Origin of the sequence: Loktanella sp. DJP18, from assembly GCF_049310965.1 — a bacterium.
Taxonomy (GTDB): domain Bacteria; phylum Pseudomonadota; class Alphaproteobacteria; order Rhodobacterales; family Rhodobacteraceae; genus Loktanella.
On the sequence record NZ_JBMERN010000084.1, the window covers coordinates 1 to 16,582 of the forward strand.

A 16,582-nucleotide genomic window follows, 5' to 3' on the forward strand; every position below is an offset into this window, starting at 1 on the left:
GACCCCCAAACTGCGTGTTCCACGCGATGATGGGCAGCCGTTCCACGCGATCGTGGGCGGATTGGCCGACAGTCTGAAGCTACGGTGAGCCTCGTTTTGAGCGAGGGAGCCGAGATGCCAACGGGACGACTGTCAATGCGCCGGATACGAGATGTGCTACGGTTGAAGTATGCTCAGGGGATGAGCGATAGGGCGATCGCCGCCTCGCTTGGCCTTGGAAAGGGAACTGTCGGGGCGTATCTCGGGCGGGCGCGGACAGCGGGTCTAACCTGGCCGCTTCCCGGCGCTCTGTCCGATGACGACATCGAGTTGCTGTTGTTCCCGGCCGCGCCGTCAGTGCCGGACGGGGAGCGCCCTGTGCCCGATTGGTCCCTCGTGGATCGGGAACTGCGGCGCCCGGCGGTCACGCGCGCCCTGCTCTGGGAAGAATATCGTGCGGCCCATCCCTTTGGCTTCGGCTATGCGTGGTTCTGCGAGCATTACGAGGCCTGGAAGGGTCGGGTCCGGCCCACAATGCGACAGACGCATATCGGCGGAGAAAAGGTCTTCGTCGACTTCGCGGGCGACACGGTTGACGTAATCGATCCTGCAACTGGGGAAATCCGGGCGATGAAGCTGTTCGTGGCGGCGATGGGGGCTTCGAACTACACCTACGCTGAGGCCGTGACGTCCGAAAGCCTCGAGGACTGGATTGGCGCGCACGTTCGAATGTTTGCCTTTCTGCGCGGCGTGCCGAAGGTCGTGGTGCCGGACAACCTGAAGTCGGCGGTGTTCAAGGCGGATCGTTTCGATCCGGGCCTGAACCGGACCTATGCCGAGATGGCCAGCCATTACGGCACGGCGATCCTGCCGGCGCGTCCTTACAAGCCGCGCGACAAGGCAAAGGTGGAAGTCGCCGTGCAAGTCGCGCAGCGCTGGATTCTCGCGCGGCTGCGCAATCTGCGCTTCTTCTCACTGGCCGATCTGAACGCCGCGATCCGGCGGCTGCTGGACGAACTGAACGTGCGCGTCATGCGCGGCTATGGTGCCAGCCGTGCCGATCTCTTCGCCACGATTGACCGGCCGAACCTCCAGCCGCTGCCGCCGGAGCCTTACACGTTCGCCCGCTGGAAGCGCGCCCGCGTCGCGCCCGACTATCACGTCGAGGTCGACAGTTCGTGGTATTCCGTGCCGTTCGGGCTGATCCGGCAAGAGGTCGACGTCCGGGTCTGCGGCGCTGTGGTCGAGATCTTCCACAAGGGGCAACGGGTTGCCAGCCATCCGCGCTGCCCTGGCCGACGCAGCCACGTTACGGTTCCAGAGCACATGCCTTCGTCCCACCGTCGCCATGCGGAATGGACGCCGGCCCGCGTGTTGGCGCAGGCCGAAAAGCTCGGTCCGTCGGTGGCGGCATTTTGCGAGGCTGTGATGGCCGACCGCCCCCATCCCGAGCAGGGCTTTCGAAGCTGCCTTGGCGTTCTGGCGCTGGCCAAGAGCCATGAGCCTGCCCGCATCGATGCCGCCTGTCGGCGTGGACTATCCATTCGGGCCCGTTCCGTCGCCTCCATCAGATCGATCCTGAAGAACGGGCTCGACACTGCCTTCCTCGAAGAAGACCCCGAACAGCTTCCTCTCCAGCACCCGAACATCCGCGGACAGGGCTATTATCATTAAAAGGAGATCCCACCTTGCTGATCCATCCCACTTCCGAGCGCCTGATCGCCCTCGGCTTCACCGGCATGGCCAAGGCGCTGGACGAACAGCGTCACGCCCCGACCACCTTCGACGGCCTCAGCTTCGAAGAACGGCTGGGCCTTTTGGTCGATCGGGAAGCCGCCGAACGAGACGCCAAGCGACTGACAGCCCGCCTCAAGTTCGCCGCCCTGCGCCAGGCCGCCTGTGTCGAGGATATTGACCTGCGCACCCCGCGCGGCATCGATCGCGCCGTCATGGCTCACCTAGTCGATGGCGCATGGATCGGGCGCCACGAGAACCTGCTCATCACCGGCCCGACTGGTCTGGGAAAAAGCTGGGTCGCCTGCGCGCTCGGCCACAAAGCTTGCCGCGACGGCCGCGCCGTCGCCTACCATCGGGTGGGGCGTCTCTTCGAGGCCCTCGCCATCGCCAGAGGCGACGGCCGACACGCCCGGATGCTCAAAGTGCTCGCCAGGACCGACCTGCTCATTCTCGATGGCTGGGGCCTTGCCGTCCTGACCTCACAGGAGCGACGGGACATGCTGGAGATCCTCGAGGACCGACACGGCCGTGGCTCCACGATCGTCACCAGCCAGCTTGTCTTATCCTGAACTCGGCTCTTGGGGTATGAAGGAGCCACTGCCCACCACACCATTTATGGTGGGCAGTGGCGGCGGTTAGATCGCAATCAGCTGGGTCGTGATGGACCGTTCGGGAGTTTGATCAGCCGCCGTCTTCACCAAGGGCCTGAACGGATACGCGTGATTAAGCCACGCATGACAAGCATAGGACATGGCGAAGATGACAGATCATACCATTGGCGTGGACATTTCCAAATCCCATCTGGACGTGTTCCGGCTGGAAGATGGAGCGGCGCAGCGCTTCGATAATTCGGCTGGGGTATTTCGCGCTTTGGCCAAATGGCTGGGCAAGGCCCCGGTTGCACGGATCGTTTTTGAGCCGACGGGGCCGTATCACAAGGCCTTCGAGGCGGCGCTTGGCGAGAAGTTTCCTTTGGTCAAGGTGAACCCGCTGCAAGCGCGCCGGTTCGCCGAGGCGCACGGAACCCGTGCCAAGACCGATGCTGTCGATGCCCGGATGCTGGCGCGCATGGGGGCCGCGTTCGGCCTTGAACCCCAAGCGCCATTTTTCAAGGAAACCCTTGTTCTCAGGGAGCTGCACGTTTCGCGCGCCGGATTGATCAAGGATCGCACGAGATTGCGCAACCGTGCCCAAACCCAGGATATCGCTATCCTGAAACGTCAGACCAAGGCGCGGCTTACCCAGGTGGAACGTCATGTTGTCGAACTGGACGCCGAAATTGCAGCACTGATCACGGCAGGGCATATCACTGCACGCAACCGCGATATTCTGTGCTCCATGCCGGGGATCGGCGCTGTGACGGCCGCCGCCATGCTGACCCTGATGCCGGAGATCGGCACGCTTGAACGCAAACAGGTGGCAAGCCTGGCTGGTCTCGCGCCCATCACACGCCAGTCTGGTCAGTGGCAGGGCAAGGCTTTCATTGGAGGCGGGCGAAAACCATTGCGCGATGCTCTCTATATGCCCGCATTGGTCGCCATGCGCCACAATCCGGATCTCAAGGCCAAATACGAACACCTGCGCAGCGCGGGAAAACCCGCCAAGGTCGCCATCGTCGCCGTCATGCGCAAGCTCATCGAAACGGCGAATGCGTTGGTCAAAGCTGATCGCACGTGGACCCAAAAAACCGCTTGATCAAGACGGATACTCCGGGTCGAACACTGGCACGACGCCATCGGCGATCCAACACTGGCCGACGCCATTCTGGACCGGATCGTCCACAATGCCCATCGTCTGCCCCTCGCCGGAGAAAGCATGCGGAAGCGCGCCGCCACGATGAAACCGCTTGACCCAACGGGTCGAGCCTGACTCCATGCACCAGTCGGCCAGACTGCCCGAGGCGTGGAATGGCTGCCCACGATGCCGTGGAACCGATGCCCATCTTCCGTGGAATACGCACCCAAACCAACGTGGTGGAAACTCATATAAGCCGGCTGCGGGCCAAAGTCGACAAGCCGTTCGACGCCGACCTGATCAAGACAGTGCGCGGAGTCGGTTACCGAATCGAGGAATGACCCGCCTGTGCGAAGTGCTGCGCGCCAGTCCGATGTTCTCAATCCGGTTTGAGCTCCAGTTGATGAAACAGATGACGTACGATTGGCTAAATCGCTGTTTGTAAGGCCTCGGCATTGACGACGCCGCATAGGTTGCGTCGGAGATGTTTCGCCATTTCTGGGACCTTGCGTTTAGTCTTTGAAGCGACGTGACACTGCCGAAACGGCCACCACGATTAAAAGGACCCTCGGTGGCCTTCCCTAACACGTCAACGATCCGAACACCGGGCTTCGGTCATTTCATTATTCACGAAGTGCCGACCCTGACGATGCTGACCTGGACCGTGGGGTACAATTATCCAGATTTCTGACCGGAACTGTTCCTGTCGCTGGCGTTTTGTACCTCTTCGCGCACCTGACCCCAAGTGATCAAGGCGAACACAACGGTGCCGCCGAACACATTGCCCAAAAACACCGGGATGAAGAAGCCGAACACGGCTGCCATCAGACCCATTTCGCCAATCAGCAGCAGATATGCCATCTCGACTGAACCCGCGATGATATGTGCAAACCCACCGGCGGCGATCAGCCATGTCATTATAATGATGATGAAAAAGTTGTCTTGTTCGCCCGCCGCCATCATCCAGACGAGTGCTGCGATGAGCAGACCCGCTGGCACTGCCTTGGCAAAGCCGACCCATGCTCCATGCCCCGTCGCACGTTGGCTGATTTCAGTAATACTGACCAGCATTTCAGGCTCGAACGTGGGCATGAAGGCGATGAACGCGGCCGCAATGAAGCACCCGATGACGTTGGCACTTAGCACGATTCCCCACAGACGTGCCACGCGCCACAGTTTGTAAAGGCTGGGGTTTGCGAACACCGGCAGCACGGTGGTCAGCGTGTTTTCTGTGAACAGCTGCATCCGCCCCAGAATGACAATCAGAAAGCCGAAGGTGTAGCCAAGGCTTTCGACGAGCGGCAGCCAAACGGCGTCGGGCAGGTACGTTTTGAACACTGCCTCGCCAATGACGGAAAAGCTGATGCAGACCCCTGCGGCGATTCCGGACCAGAACAGCGAATTGTTGGGGCGTTCCAGTTCATCGTCACCTTCCCGGCGGACGACTTGATACACCAGTTTTGCAGACAAGTGAGATGCGTGTTGAACGGCGTCCTCTTCCTCGGGCGCGTTGCTATCATGTTCGGTGCGGTTAAATCTCTTTTGCGTACCGCTTGACAGTTTTGCGTCGTTGGCGCGGTGGGCATCCCGCCCTGTCTCGTCGCTCATGGGCATTCTCGCTTTGACTTGAAGTAACTGGCGCACTCTGAGGGAGCGTCCACTTATATGATAGTAAAATTCGAACGAATGGGCCTGATAACACCTGACCTTGGGTTCGCTCCTCGCGATGGTCAGATACCCAATATCGAGAAAGCGAACAGGTTCATTGCCCACAGCCATGCGACTGCTTTACGTCAACCCAAGGTCTTAGTAAGTTTCGCCGGGACGTGCCCTAATGCTGAAAAGGAGCTATCGATTAACCCCTTCGAGTTGCAAGTTCGGACCATCAAACCGCTCGGTCATCATCACCGTGCCGCTTTGCAACGCAAACCATGTGAGGGTCGCAAGCAAAAAGGCAGTCAACGCACCAGCCAAAAATCCAATCATGTCCGGTCCTTCTTGATGCGGCCTTCGATCTCGGCCAACCATAGTTCATGGTGTTCCTTGGCCCAGTTGCGATCAACCTGACCACCCCACATCGCCCAGAAGGCACCCTGCATACCTACGGTGCCGATGTAGATGTGACCGATGAAGATCGAGATCAGCAGCAGCCCCACGATGGCATGGATCAGCATCGCCCAAGATAGTGTACCGAGGTCGGCCCAGTAGTACGGGAACATCAGGGTTACACCACTGACGACCATCAAGGCTCCGCCCAGCACGGCCGACCAGAAGATGATCTTTTGCCCCGCATTGAATTTCTTGGCGGGTGGGTTCGGACCACCGTCGGTCAGCATGCCGCCAGCCGCTTTCAGCCAGTGCCAGTCCCGCAACGATGGAATGTTCCGGTGCGTCCACATCACAGCCATGACGATGATCCCCAGCGCGAACGACGGAAAAAACATCATGTGACCCCACGTTGATATCCAACCGATTGCGCCCATTGCCCCTTCACCCAGCGGGATGAAGAGGGTTTTTCCGAAGGCGATTGCCAGACCCGTCAGCGACAGACCGATGAAGCTGACCGACGTCATCCAGTGCGTCGCACGCTCCAGCAAGCCAAAGCGCTTGACCGTATGGGGGCTGCGACCATGGGCGATCGGCACCCGGCCCCGGATTGCCAGAAATGTTGCCAGCAGAAAGCCCATGCCAAGAATCGCCAACGCGCCGAGGTGCGTGGCAAAGCCTGCCACGCCGAGGCGCCAGTCGCGCGCGACGGGTCTCTCAAACAGGGCGGCGTTAGGATAGGGCAGTGAAGAGACGCCGATGATGCGCTCGGGGCTACGCAACATGGGACCCGTGCCCGCATCGAATGTGGCCCAGCTTTCCGTATAGGCCTCACCGCTGCCAGTGAGGGGTTGTGTCGCCATCATGGTATCGGGAACCACAGTGTAAAGCGGCCGTTCCTGTGCGGGTGAAGGTCCGGTCAGATAGCGCTCCGCCTGGTAGGTGGTTCGCGCCGCCAGCACCTCTGCGGTCAGTAGGCCAGAAGGTTCGTTCTGCGGTCCCATCACCTCACCGTTGTATATGACCACACCCCATCGCACCTCCGGTACCGTGCGGGCGTCGCCATCGATTATTTCGTAAATCTGCCAGACCAACCCCAAAGCCAGCACAAAGGCGACGATCGCACCGCCAATCCTGTAGCGCTTAAAATCTCTCCCGTGAACAATGACCTCGTCGCTCATACGCCCTGCTCCGGATAATATGCGGTTTTCCAACCCCATGCGCCGGACCCGAAGCCACGGGCCACGACACGCTCGCGGTAGATCTCGCCGATCACCTCGCCATCACCCGCCAGCAATGCCCTGGTCGAACAGACCTCTGCGCAGATCGGCAGTTTGCCTTCGGCTATCCGGTTGCGGCCGTATTTACGGAACTCGGCCTCAGATCCATTCTCCTCGGGCCCACCAGCGCAGTAGGTGCATTTATCCATGATGCCGCGCGTCCCGAAAAGGGTTGCACGCGGGAACTGCGGTGCGCCAAAGGGGCACGCATAAAAGCAGTAGCCGCAGCCGATGCAGGTGTCCTTGTCGTGCAGCACGACGCCGATGTCTGTCTGATAGAGCGTGCTGACCGGGCACACCGCGACGCAGGGCGCGTCGGTGCAGTGCATGCAGGAAATCGCGATGGATTTCTCTCCGGGTTCGCCATCGTCGATGGTCACGACCCGGCGGCGCACCATGCCCCAAGGTACCTCATGCTCATTTTTGCAGGACGTCGCACAGGCATTGCATTCAATGCAGCGGTCCGTGTCGCAAAGGAATTTCAAACGTGCCATCAGGCAGCCTCAATCCGGCAAAGGGTTGACTTGGTTTCTTGCATTTGTGTCACGATATCGTAGCCGTAGGTCTGGATCGTGTTCGACGCTTCACCGAAAACATAGGGCTCGCTGCCAGCAGGATAGCGCCAGGTCAGATCCTCGCCCATCCAAAACCCCGCGAAGTGGAAGGGTAGAAAAACTGTGCCTTCACCCACCCGCCGCGTGACCAGTGCCTTGACTCTGATCCGTCCATTTGGGCTAGCGATCCAGCAAAAATTGCCATCGCTCACACCGGCCCGATCGGCATCGACCGGGTTGATCTCAACGAACATCTGCTGCTGGAACTCTGCCAGCCATTTGTTGGAGCGTGTCTCGTCGCCGCCGCCTTCGTATTCCACCAAACGGCCGGACGTCAGAATCATCGGGAACTCGACGGAATAATCGATGGTCTGGATGCTTTCGTACAAGACCGGCACTCGCCATTTGCGCTGATCCTCGTAGGTCGCGTATTCCGGAAGTAGGTCGCGGCGCGGCGTCAGCAGTGGCTCGCGATGCTTGGGGATCGGGTCAGGGAAGGTCCAGACCACGGTGCGGGCCTTGCCATTGCCATAAGGTGCCAAGCCGTGCGCGATCATCACGCGCTGGATGCCGCCTGAGAGATCTGCTTTCCAGTTCACGCGTTGGATTTTGTCGCGCAGAGTCATTTCGTCATCGGAATTTTCCTGCGGGTTGTCCGCCAGATAGGCCCGGATCGCGGTCAGAGCATTTTCGGGATAGTCGCCAAAGCGTTTGACGATAGCCTGCTGATCCTTGTCTTGGCCGTCAAGGTCAGCACCGCCCCAGCTTTCGTCGATATCGTCCGATCCGCCGCTTTTGCCTTGCAACGCCGCAATTGTCAGCTCGTCCATGATAGCCTGTGCTTCAGCCTCGGTCATGTCGAACATGTCGTAGCTAAAGCGGTCCGCACCGATGGAAACGATGATCAGCCGTTCCTTAGCGGTCAGCTCGCTCGTCCACCCCAGTGCATCCAACATGCCCACCGTGCCTTCGGGATAGCCGTCCTCGATGTCGCTTCCTACGGGAAAGCTGGATTCGGCCAACAGGTTCTCACCGTCGTGCTCCACACCCCAGCGTGCCCGGAACGGCAGGCCGCCTGCGGCCACTGGCTTCGAGGTGTCGTACAGGATCGGCGTACCAGGATGCCCGTGCTCTGGGTTACCCCAAGTGGGCCATGGCAGGCAATAATATTCGTCCAGCACAGGTTCCGACATCCCCTTCAGTGTGATGCTGTCGAATTTATCCTGATGCGCCATGTGCAGCTTCAACCGCTCAGGGCTTTGGCCCGTATAACCGATTGTCCACGTGCCCTTGTTGATCTCGCGCAGCATGTCTTCGGCCACCGGTTGGTTCCCCACGACGGCGATGTGCTTGAACATCTCATCCGCAAACCCGAACGCTTTGGCGAAGAGATACGTGATTTCATAATCTGACTTTGCCTCGAACAAGGGATCGAAGACTTTGTCGCGCCATTGCAGGGACCGGCTGGAATTCGTGACGGACCCGTGAATTTCTGCCGTCGTCGCGGCGGGTAGCAGGTACACGTTATCCTGCTTGCTGGACATGATCGCCACCTGCGTCGGATGCGGGTCGATGACGCAAAGGACATCGACCTTGTCCAGCGCCTCGCGCTGCTCCGGTCCGCGAGTGATGGAGTTTGCGGCATGCCCCCAGAACATCATCGCCTTCACGGGGTTCGGCTGGTCGAGATTCTCCGCAGGCTCCAGGATCGCGTCCATATAGCGCGACAGGGGTATCCCAGCTTCCTCCATCAGCTCCTTAGAGGCAAAGCGCGCCTTCATCCACTCGTAGTCTACGTCCCAAACGCGGCACCAATGCTTCCATGCCCCCGCTTCCAAACCGTAGTAGGCGGGCAAGCTGTCGCAGGACACGCCCATATCGGTTGCCCCCTGCACGTTATCATGCCCGCGAAAGATGTTCGCGCCACCGCCAGATTTACCAATATTGCCCAGCACCAATTGCAGAATTGATGCGGCACGGGTTTTGGAGCTGCCGACGGTGGATTGTGTCAGTCCCATGCACCAGATCAGCGTGCCAGGGCGGTTCTCGGAGATTATCCGCGCCACACGAGCGGTCTGCTCCGCTGGAATGCCAGACACGCGCTCGACCTCTTCCAGCGTCCAGTGCTGCACCTCTTCGCGGATCTGGTCCATGCCCCAGACGCGCTGACGGATGTATTCCTTGTCTTCCCATCCATTCGCAAAAATTTCGCGCACTAGACCCAGCATGAAGCCGATATCGGCACCGGGCCGGATACGGACATATTCGTCTGCGTGCGCCGCCGTACGCGTGAACCGCGGATCGACGACGATCATCTTGCCGCCGTTCTCCTTGCCCGCCAGCACATGCAACATCGACACAGGGTGCGCCTCGGCGGGGTTGCCACCAATGATCAGAATGGATTTGGCGTTGCGGATATCGTTGAACGTGTTGGTCATGGCACCGTAACCATAGGTGTTCGCCACACCAGCCACGGTCGTAGAGTGACAGATCCGCGCCTGATGGTCGACGTTGTTCGTCCCCCAGAAAGCCGCAAATTTGCGGAATAGATAGCTCTGCTCATTGGAATACTTCGCCGACCCCAGCCAATAGACGGAGTCGGGGCCGAATTCCTCCCGGATGCCCAGTAGCTTCTCGCCCAGCTCTGAAATAGCCTGATCCCAGCTGATGCGGGTCCACTCGCCCGCGACCTTCTTCATTGGATACTTCAAGCGCCGCTCACCGATGGCGATTTCGCGCATCGCCGCGCCCTTGGCACAGTGGGTGCCTTGATTGATGGGGGATTCAAACGCGGGCTCTTGGCCGACCCATACGCCGTTCTCGACCTCGGCCCACAACGAACAGCCGACGGAACAGAACTGACAGATTGTCTTGTGATAGGTCATGCCCAACGGGGGCACAAAAGTCGCCGCCTCGGCACGGGTGACACGTCCGGCAGTGCTGCCGATGCTCCCCAACACCAGACCGGCAAGGCCGGAGTTCCGCAGAAAGTCCCGGCGCGTCGTGCCAGTGCGAGGTGTCGGCGTCTGTGTCGTCGGGATCGTTGTGCGTCGGCGAAGCATTCCGAGACTCCTCTGGTGCGGTCAGCTCCGTGCGAGCTTATAGTAGGTAGCTACATGGTCGGTTGTGCTGAAAAAAGGCTGGAGTGGATCGGCAACAACCGACGGGGGCACTACTGCCTCTGCCGTCGTCGCACCAAGCGCCATGCTCGCCGAGGCCAGTGGCACACCGACCAGCAGGCGGCGGCGGATGAGATCGGGACTATCGGCCATGATGTTCACTGTAAAATGGAACTTGAATCGTAGATCCGCACAACAGCCTGTCAAGGTGTTGTAACGACAACGTTGCCGATTACCATTCGGCGGCGGGCTGTGCGGCAAACCACGCCGACAGGGCGTCGATATCATCGCCGCTCAGATCCTGCGCAGCCTTCATCATCAGGTTCGCCTTGGCCCCGCCGCCGCGTATGCCATCACGCCAAAGGTGCAACTGCTCTTCCAGATACACGACGCTTTGCCCGGCAAGACGCGGAAAGTCCGTGGCCCGTGGTCCGGCCTTGGGGCCATGGCACGCGGTACAGGCCGGCACGTCGCGGGTGCCGCGCAGGGCCAGCACAGCGCCCCGTTCAACCAGATCGCGGTCGCCCACGATACTCATTGCCACCGGGTCAGCCTCCTGCGATCCAAACCATGCTGCCAGCTCCATCAGGTCGGCTTCGGTCACTTGGCTGACCGCCACATGCATGATCCCGCTGTCGCGGCTGCCATCGGCATAGGCCAATAGCGTCTGCTCCAGATAGGCCTGCGGCTGAATATCCAGCCGCGGGATCTTGGGATTGTCGCTGCGCCCCGTGGTGCCGTGACACATCGCACAATAGGGCAAGGCCACTGGCGCATCAGCGGGACGTGCGGGATGTGCGGTCAGATCGGCGTAGGCCTCGCCGGTCATGCCATCCTGCACCGCTTCCAGAAAAGCCACGACGGGCCAGATATCGTCGGTCCGCGTCGCGGGCCAATAGGGCATGCCAGACATCTTTACGCCCTCGTTTACGATCCAGTGTAACTCGTTCGGCTCCCAGTTCTTCACCGCTTCCATGATGTGCGGCGGCTGCGGCACCATCACCGTGGGGATTGCCCAGCGTTCTTGCCCCGGCGCCGCGTGGCAAACCTTGCAACCGCTGTCGAAATGCTTGGCCCCGAGTGCGACCATCCCCTCGGCCCCCAGATCAGGAACAGCGCTTTGACTTGGAGCCCGCAACCGGACAGAGTTGTTGAAGGTCGTGTGCAGGATGAACGGTACGCCGGGAACATGTCCCTGCCGCGCGGACACATTATAAAGCCCGCCGAACACGACCGCCGCACCGCCAAGAAAAGCAAGTACGGCTAGCACGGCGAACGTCTGAAATACACGTTTCACAGGGCCTCTCCTTCGGTCCGCAATGCGCCGCTGGTCAGCCACAGACCCGCAATCAGATAGATCGGCGTGCCGATGGCCAGCATCATCATGCCGCCCAACTGTTGTTCCGCCAGTGACCCGACGCACCCCGGCACATAAAGCACCCGTGGTGCTAACGTCAGCAAGGCACCCAGCAATGTCATGTGCATCGACGTCAGCAGCAGCCCCCCTGCCCCGGCCAATCCGCCACTGCGCAAGCACCCCGCCCAGACGCACAGGCCCGCCAGCAGGAACAGCGCCTGTTCCGCGACAAAGGCGGGCGTGCTGAACGCAGCGCCTTCGTGCAGGGCGGGCAGATGAAAGCCCCAGACCGTGACGAACTCGAACACCGTTGCCGCCAGCGGCGAAATCGCAAAGATCGACGTCAGCTTCGGGAATCCGATGACCAGCAGGGGCGCCGCTACCGCGACCAGCCCCATATGCCGGACCATGTGGGCGGGAAACAGGCCAACCCAAGCCTCCCACGGCCAGACCCAGATCGCCAGCAACAGGGCGAGGCCGAGGATGCCATACACTCTCACCGACAGGTTCCGATCATCAGCACCGGCAGGATCACGAAGATCACGCCGATGAAGGACACGACACTCAGCAGCACGCTCGCATGGCCCAGAAAGCGCTGGCGGCTTTCCGTGTCACCGATGCCGGGAGTATGCCCGTCTTCGCCGTAACCACCCATAGTCCAGCCACGCCAGCCAACCACGCCGCACGCGACGATCCCCAGAAGCGCCGCCACGGTCACGCCAATCAGCGACATCTGCAGCGTCACGGTGTCGCCGGTTGCCGTCAGCTTCTCGCACCAGACCGCTGTTGCGCCATAGCTGATGACGAAATGAAACGCCCAGATCATGGGTGCCAACGTGATCTTCAGCAGCGTGCCGACGCCGGTCCCGAACTCGCTGGCGCTTTGCACTTTCATGACATCCATCCCGGCAACAGGCCGATCACTGCGCAGGTCACCAGCGCCTGCAACGCGATGAAGTGCCACAGCAGCGTCACGTTATGCAGATCCGCATCGTACAAAGGGGTCATTCTTCCCGCCAGACTGCGTGCCAGACAATACCCCTGCCCGATCACGCCCAGCATCAGGTGCGCCCCAAGCCAGACCGCCAGACCGCAAATCAGCGCCGGATAGACGTGCTCCGTCGGGCGCAGGTCGCTGACCGCCCCTAATAGTGCTGTCCCGCCCGCCAGCGTCAGCACGATGCTCGCCGCCATCAACAGACGCGCCAGATCGATGTTGCCGCCCCTGTGCACGCCCCGCGCCACCCGCGTCGCAGCCCACGAACTCGCCAGCAGCACGGCAACAGCTATGGTCATCGTGCCATCCGCATGGGTCGCGCCGACCGGCGGGAAATTGTCGCTTGCCGTCCAGTAAAAGAAGAACCCAAATACCAGCGATGCAAATGCGGTCGCATCCCCTAGCATTGTGATCCATACCGCCCACCACCCAGGCGCGTCAGACCCCGAGGCATAGCGTGGCAGAGTCAATTCCAGTCCCACATCGCCCATAGGCGCCTCCGGAATGATCGCCGTCGATGTCCACAGCCAATATAGCACGCAAACGATGGCGAAGGCCGCACAAATAATCGCGGGCACATAGATGTGGAACGTCGGAAAGATGAACGCCCCGCCCGTGAAGCCCGCCGCCAGAAGGGTGACGTAAGCCGGCCCCGTCACCCGCTGGATATGCAGCGGCTTGGCATCAAGGACGGTCGTCACCAAGGTTTCGCGGTGTCCGAACTCCGTGTCGGGCAGATAATACCGGCCCGTGTCCAACCGCTCCAAGAGCTTCGGCTGCTGCCACAGCGGATAACGCGTGGCGATATAGGGAATACACCGCACCCCCCAACTTTCCTCAGGAACGTCATGGCTCCATTCAAGCGTGCCAGCGTTCCACGGGTTGCGCTTGGGTCCCTCGAAATCCCGCTTTTTGCGCAGCAGATCGTAGACGAACACAACGAATCCCGCCGCAATCACAAAGCTTGAAACCGTGGACAGCATGTTCAGCCAGCCCCAGTCCATACTCTCGCCGTAGGTATAGACCCGACGCGGCATACCCATCATGCCGGTGTAATGCATCGGCAGGAACGCCGCGTTGAAGCCGACGAAGATCAGCCAGAACGACCAGCGGCCCAGCGTCTCTGACATCATCTTGCCCTTCCGAATGAAGGGATAGAAATAATATACCCCCGCCATCACCGGAAAAATCATGCCGCCAAACAGCGTGTAGTGCAGGTGCGCCACCACAAAATAGGTATCATGCACCGCCCAGTTAAACGGTGCGATGGCAAGCATCACCCCCGTCAACCCACCCAGAGTAAAGATCGCCAGCGCCCCCGCAATCCATAGCATCGGAAGGGATTTTTTGACCTTGCCAACCATCAGCGTCGCCGCAAAGACAAAGATCTGAATACCCGTCGGAATCACCACCGCCTCTGACGCCGCCGAAAAGAAGCCAAGTGAGATGTTCGGCAACCCCGTCGTGAACATGTGGTGCACCCACAGGCCAAAGCTCAGGAATCCTACGCCAACCGCGCTCAAAACGATCCACGAATACCCTACAATGGGTCGTTGCGCGACCGTCGGCACCACCATCGCGGCAATCGCAATGGAGGGCAGAAATATGATATAGACCTCCGGATGGCCAAAGATCCAGAACAGGTGCTGCCACAGCATCGGATCGCCGCCCCGTGTCGGGTCAAAGAACGGCCAGTCAAAGGACCGCTCCATCTCGAACAGGAAATCGCCCGCGATCAACGGCGGAAAGGCGAACAGGATCATGCCCCCGACCACCAGCACATACCACGCATAAAGCGGCATCAGGTTCACGCGCATGCCCGGCGGGCGGCATTTCAACACGCCGACGATCAACTCGACTGCCGCCGCGATACTGGCAACCTCAATGAATGACAGCCCGAGCAGCCAGATGTCGGCTCCGATCCCATCGTCCATCGTCGTCAGTGGTGGATACATAAACCAACCGCCACGCGGGCCAGAATCGAACAGAACCGACCCGAGCACGAAGCATCCACCGATCAGAAAGCACCAGTAACCATAAGCCGAAAGCCGCGGAAACGGCATGTCGCGTGCGCCAAGAAAGGCCGGCAGGATCAGGATGCTGATCGCCTCGAACAGCGGCACGGCAAACAGAAACATCATTGCCGAGCCGTGCATGGTAAAAAACTGGTTGTAGCGGTCTGCATCCAGGAACTGGTTATCCGGTACTGCCAGCTGCACCCGCATCAGCAGCGCCAGCACCCCGGCGCAAAGCATGAAGAACAGCGCCGTCAGGGAATACCAGGTGCCGATCTTGTCATTATTTACGTCCGTCCAATAGGCAAGGCCGGTCGGCGCTTTCCACACGGCACGCAGACGATCCTCGCGCTTCGCCTGCTCCGCTTTGTCGACGGGGGCGGCCAACATCTCTTCAGTCGGGGGCCAGATACCTGCGGGCTGGGGGCGGTTGGTGCCGGAGTACTTCATTTCAGGCCCTTCAGATAAGACGCCAGCGCCAACAGATCCTCGTCCGGCATGTCGGTATAGGCGGGCATCTCCACCTCCGGTTTTAGGTCGTCCGTATGGGCGATCCAGTCGGCGATATTCGCAAGGGTCGGCTCCAGTATCCCGGCCCCCAAACTCTTGCGGCTACCCACGTGCGTCAAATCTGGTCCCACCTGCCCGACTGCCTCGGTGCCGCGCACCGTATGGCAAGCGCCGCAGCCTGCGGCGGCAAAGACCACCGCTCCCCGCGCAGCCTCGGGACCTGTGGGCGGTATGGCTGGTTCAGCTTCGTGCTCCAACCAAGCTTCGAAATCGGCAGGCTCCATCGCAACGGTCTCGAAGGCCATCAGCGCATGGCTTGCCCCGCAGAACTCCGCACACTGGCCTCGAAAAATCCCCGCCTTGACAGGCTCCAGAGACATCATCGTATCGCGCCCCGGAAACATGTCCATCTTTCCCCCCAGCGCGGGAATCCAGAACGAGTGGAGGACGTAAGCACTGTTCAGCGTGAATTCCGTCCGTGCGCCTACGGGCATCCGGATTTCGTTCGCGGCAATGATTGGGGCTTCGGCACCGTCGGGCCAGTAGGCCACGCGCCACCACCATTGCTCTCCGGTCACGGCAATCCGCAACCCGTCGCCGGGGGCACGCTGGTTCGGCATGATCGACAGACCCCAGGCCAGCAACGCCGCGACAACCACCGTCGGAAACACAATGCCGCCGCCAATGATTAGTTTGCGTGCGGTTGCCTCGTCGTACTTTCGCGGACTTAGCTTGTGGAAAAACAGCATCATGCCGTTCACGCCGATCCACAGCACAATCAATCCGACCAGCATCACCAGAAACAACGTCAGCAGAGCTGTTGCATCCCGCCCCGCCGGGTCCAGCACAGACTGCCGACCGACACAGGCTCCCAGAACAAGCAGGGCAAGAGGCGGGAAGATATGTCCTGGCTTCATGCGCGGCGGTCTCCTTGATGCGGCCGAACTCTCTGTTTCATCCAATCAAAGCTATACGATCTGCACCCCACGTCCAGACTGATGCGTAGTTTTATCTTGTAGACGCACTCTGGGCTGGCTTTTTTTGTCCGCAGAGCAAGGTCTTGAGGCCGCCTCTGCCGGTTTGAGGCGACGCAGCATTGTAGATTTGTAGTCTGATCGGCACGGAACTGTCGGGGCAACTTTTCCTATTCACCGCCTGTGCATTTAGTTTTGAGTGCCACTATTACATCTGGAGGATGTTCGATGACGCAGCCGGTCTGCGCACTGTGCAAGGTTTGAATTAACCGCAATAATT

The 16,582-nt window shown here is 60.3% G+C and carries 13 protein-coding genes and 2 pseudogenes; 5 read left to right on the top strand and 10 right to left on the bottom strand.

The genetic code is table 11. The features are described from left to right. The first annotated feature begins 114 nt into the window (after window positions 1-114). The 5 genes and pseudogenes from istA to ACOI1H_RS18180 all read left to right on the top strand — a co-directional run. Window positions 115-1,653, top strand: coding sequence for an IS21 family transposase (gene istA / locus ACOI1H_RS18160; protein ID WP_422439245.1), 1,539 nt, complete (start codon window positions 115-117; stop codon window positions 1,651-1,653). 14 nt (window positions 1,654-1,667) lie between these two features. Further along, complete coding sequence (locus ACOI1H_RS18165; protein ID WP_422439246.1) at window positions 1,668-2,285, top strand: ATP-binding protein; 618 nt, start codon at window positions 1,668-1,670, stop codon at window positions 2,283-2,285. A 190-nt stretch (window positions 2,286-2,475) separates the two neighbouring features. After that, a complete protein-coding gene (locus tag ACOI1H_RS18170) occupies window positions 2,476-3,411 on the top strand; it encodes an IS110 family transposase (protein WP_422439257.1) in 936 nt (311 codons plus the stop codon). Window positions 3,412-3,429: 18 nt separating this feature from the next. Then, a pseudogene (locus ACOI1H_RS18175) lies at window positions 3,430-3,585 on the top strand (ATP-binding protein); the annotation flags it as partial. 98 nt (window positions 3,586-3,683) lie between these two features. Next, window positions 3,684-3,791: pseudogene (locus ACOI1H_RS18180) on the top strand (helix-turn-helix domain-containing protein); the annotation flags it as partial. Between the two features lie 334 nt (window positions 3,792-4,125). Here ACOI1H_RS18180 and ACOI1H_RS18185 read toward each other — a convergent pair. From ACOI1H_RS18185 to ACOI1H_RS18230, 10 genes are all read right to left on the bottom strand, one after another. Next, the gene (locus ACOI1H_RS18185) at window positions 4,126-5,058 is read right to left on the bottom strand and encodes a formate/nitrite transporter family protein (RefSeq protein WP_422439247.1); all 933 of its coding nucleotides are present in this window, start codon (window positions 5,056-5,058) and stop codon (window positions 4,126-4,128) included. Window positions 5,059-5,298: 240 nt separating this feature from the next. Further along, a complete protein-coding gene (locus ACOI1H_RS18190) occupies window positions 5,299-5,436 on the bottom strand; it encodes a hypothetical protein (RefSeq protein ID WP_422439248.1) in 138 nt (45 codons plus the stop codon). Further along, entirely contained in the window at window positions 5,433-6,677 is a 1,245-nt protein-coding gene (locus tag ACOI1H_RS18195) for a formate dehydrogenase subunit gamma (protein ID WP_422439249.1), read from the bottom strand. Before ACOI1H_RS18195 ends, ACOI1H_RS18190 begins: the two co-directional genes overlap by 4 nt. Next, on the bottom strand, window positions 6,674-7,270 hold the full coding sequence (fdh3B, locus tag ACOI1H_RS18200; protein ID WP_422439250.1) for a formate dehydrogenase FDH3 subunit beta: 597 nt from the start codon (window positions 7,268-7,270) through the stop codon (window positions 6,674-6,676). The genes ACOI1H_RS18195 and fdh3B overlap by 4 nt, the downstream gene beginning before the upstream one ends. Beyond that, window positions 7,270-10,392, bottom strand: coding sequence for a formate dehydrogenase subunit alpha (locus ACOI1H_RS18205; protein WP_422439251.1), 3,123 nt, complete (start codon window positions 10,390-10,392; stop codon window positions 7,270-7,272). The genes fdh3B and ACOI1H_RS18205 overlap by 1 nt, the downstream gene beginning before the upstream one ends. 289 nt (window positions 10,393-10,681) lie before the next feature. Next, window positions 10,682-11,746: a c-type cytochrome gene (locus tag ACOI1H_RS18210; protein WP_422439252.1), complete on the bottom strand. Its 1,065-nt coding sequence runs from the start codon at window positions 11,744-11,746 to the stop codon at window positions 10,682-10,684. Continuing rightward, window positions 11,743-12,306 carry a cytochrome c oxidase assembly protein gene (locus ACOI1H_RS18215; protein ID WP_422439253.1) on the bottom strand — a complete coding sequence of 188 codons (564 nt, stop codon included), beginning with the start codon at window positions 12,304-12,306 and terminating at the stop codon, window positions 11,743-11,745. Before ACOI1H_RS18215 ends, ACOI1H_RS18210 begins: the two co-directional genes overlap by 4 nt. Beyond that, entirely contained in the window at window positions 12,303-12,701 is a 399-nt protein-coding gene (locus ACOI1H_RS18220; RefSeq protein WP_422439254.1) for a hypothetical protein, read from the bottom strand. The genes ACOI1H_RS18215 and ACOI1H_RS18220 overlap by 4 nt, the downstream gene beginning before the upstream one ends. Continuing rightward, on the bottom strand, window positions 12,698-15,268 hold the full coding sequence (ctaD, locus tag ACOI1H_RS18225) for a cytochrome c oxidase subunit I (RefSeq protein ID WP_422439255.1): 2,571 nt from the start codon (window positions 15,266-15,268) through the stop codon (window positions 12,698-12,700). Before ctaD ends, ACOI1H_RS18220 begins: the two co-directional genes overlap by 4 nt. Next, on the bottom strand, window positions 15,265-16,245 hold the full coding sequence (locus ACOI1H_RS18230; protein ID WP_422439256.1) for a cytochrome c oxidase subunit II: 981 nt from the start codon (window positions 16,243-16,245) through the stop codon (window positions 15,265-15,267). Before ACOI1H_RS18230 ends, ctaD begins: the two co-directional genes overlap by 4 nt. Between the last annotated feature and the right edge of the window lie 337 nt (window positions 16,246-16,582).

Excerpts from the sequence above, each read along its gene's own strand:
- ACOI1H_RS18195 (WP_422439249.1), bottom strand. The coding sequence starts at position 6,677 with ATGAGCGACGAGGTCATTGTTCACGGGAGAGATTTTAAGCGCTACAGG.
- fdh3B (WP_422439250.1), bottom strand. The coding sequence starts at position 7,270 with ATGGCACGTTTGAAATTCCTTTGCGACACGGACCGCTGCATTGAATGC.
- istA (WP_422439245.1), top strand. The coding sequence starts at position 115 with ATGCCAACGGGACGACTGTCAATGCGCCGGATACGAGATGTGCTACGG.
- ACOI1H_RS18190 (WP_422439248.1), bottom strand. The coding sequence starts at position 5,436 with ATGATTGGATTTTTGGCTGGTGCGTTGACTGCCTTTTTGCTTGCGACC.
- ACOI1H_RS18220 (WP_422439254.1), bottom strand. The coding sequence starts at position 12,701 with ATGAAAGTGCAAAGCGCCAGCGAGTTCGGGACCGGCGTCGGCACGCTG.
- ACOI1H_RS18205 (WP_422439251.1), bottom strand. The coding sequence starts at position 10,392 with ATGCTTCGCCGACGCACAACGATCCCGACGACACAGACGCCGACACCT.
- ACOI1H_RS18230 (WP_422439256.1), bottom strand. The coding sequence starts at position 16,245 with ATGAAGCCAGGACATATCTTCCCGCCTCTTGCCCTGCTTGTTCTGGGA.
- ctaD (WP_422439255.1), bottom strand. The coding sequence starts at position 15,268 with ATGAAGTACTCCGGCACCAACCGCCCCCAGCCCGCAGGTATCTGGCCC.
- ACOI1H_RS18185 (WP_422439247.1), bottom strand. The coding sequence starts at position 5,058 with ATGAGCGACGAGACAGGGCGGGATGCCCACCGCGCCAACGACGCAAAA.
- ACOI1H_RS18170 (WP_422439257.1), top strand. The coding sequence starts at position 2,476 with ATGACAGATCATACCATTGGCGTGGACATTTCCAAATCCCATCTGGAC.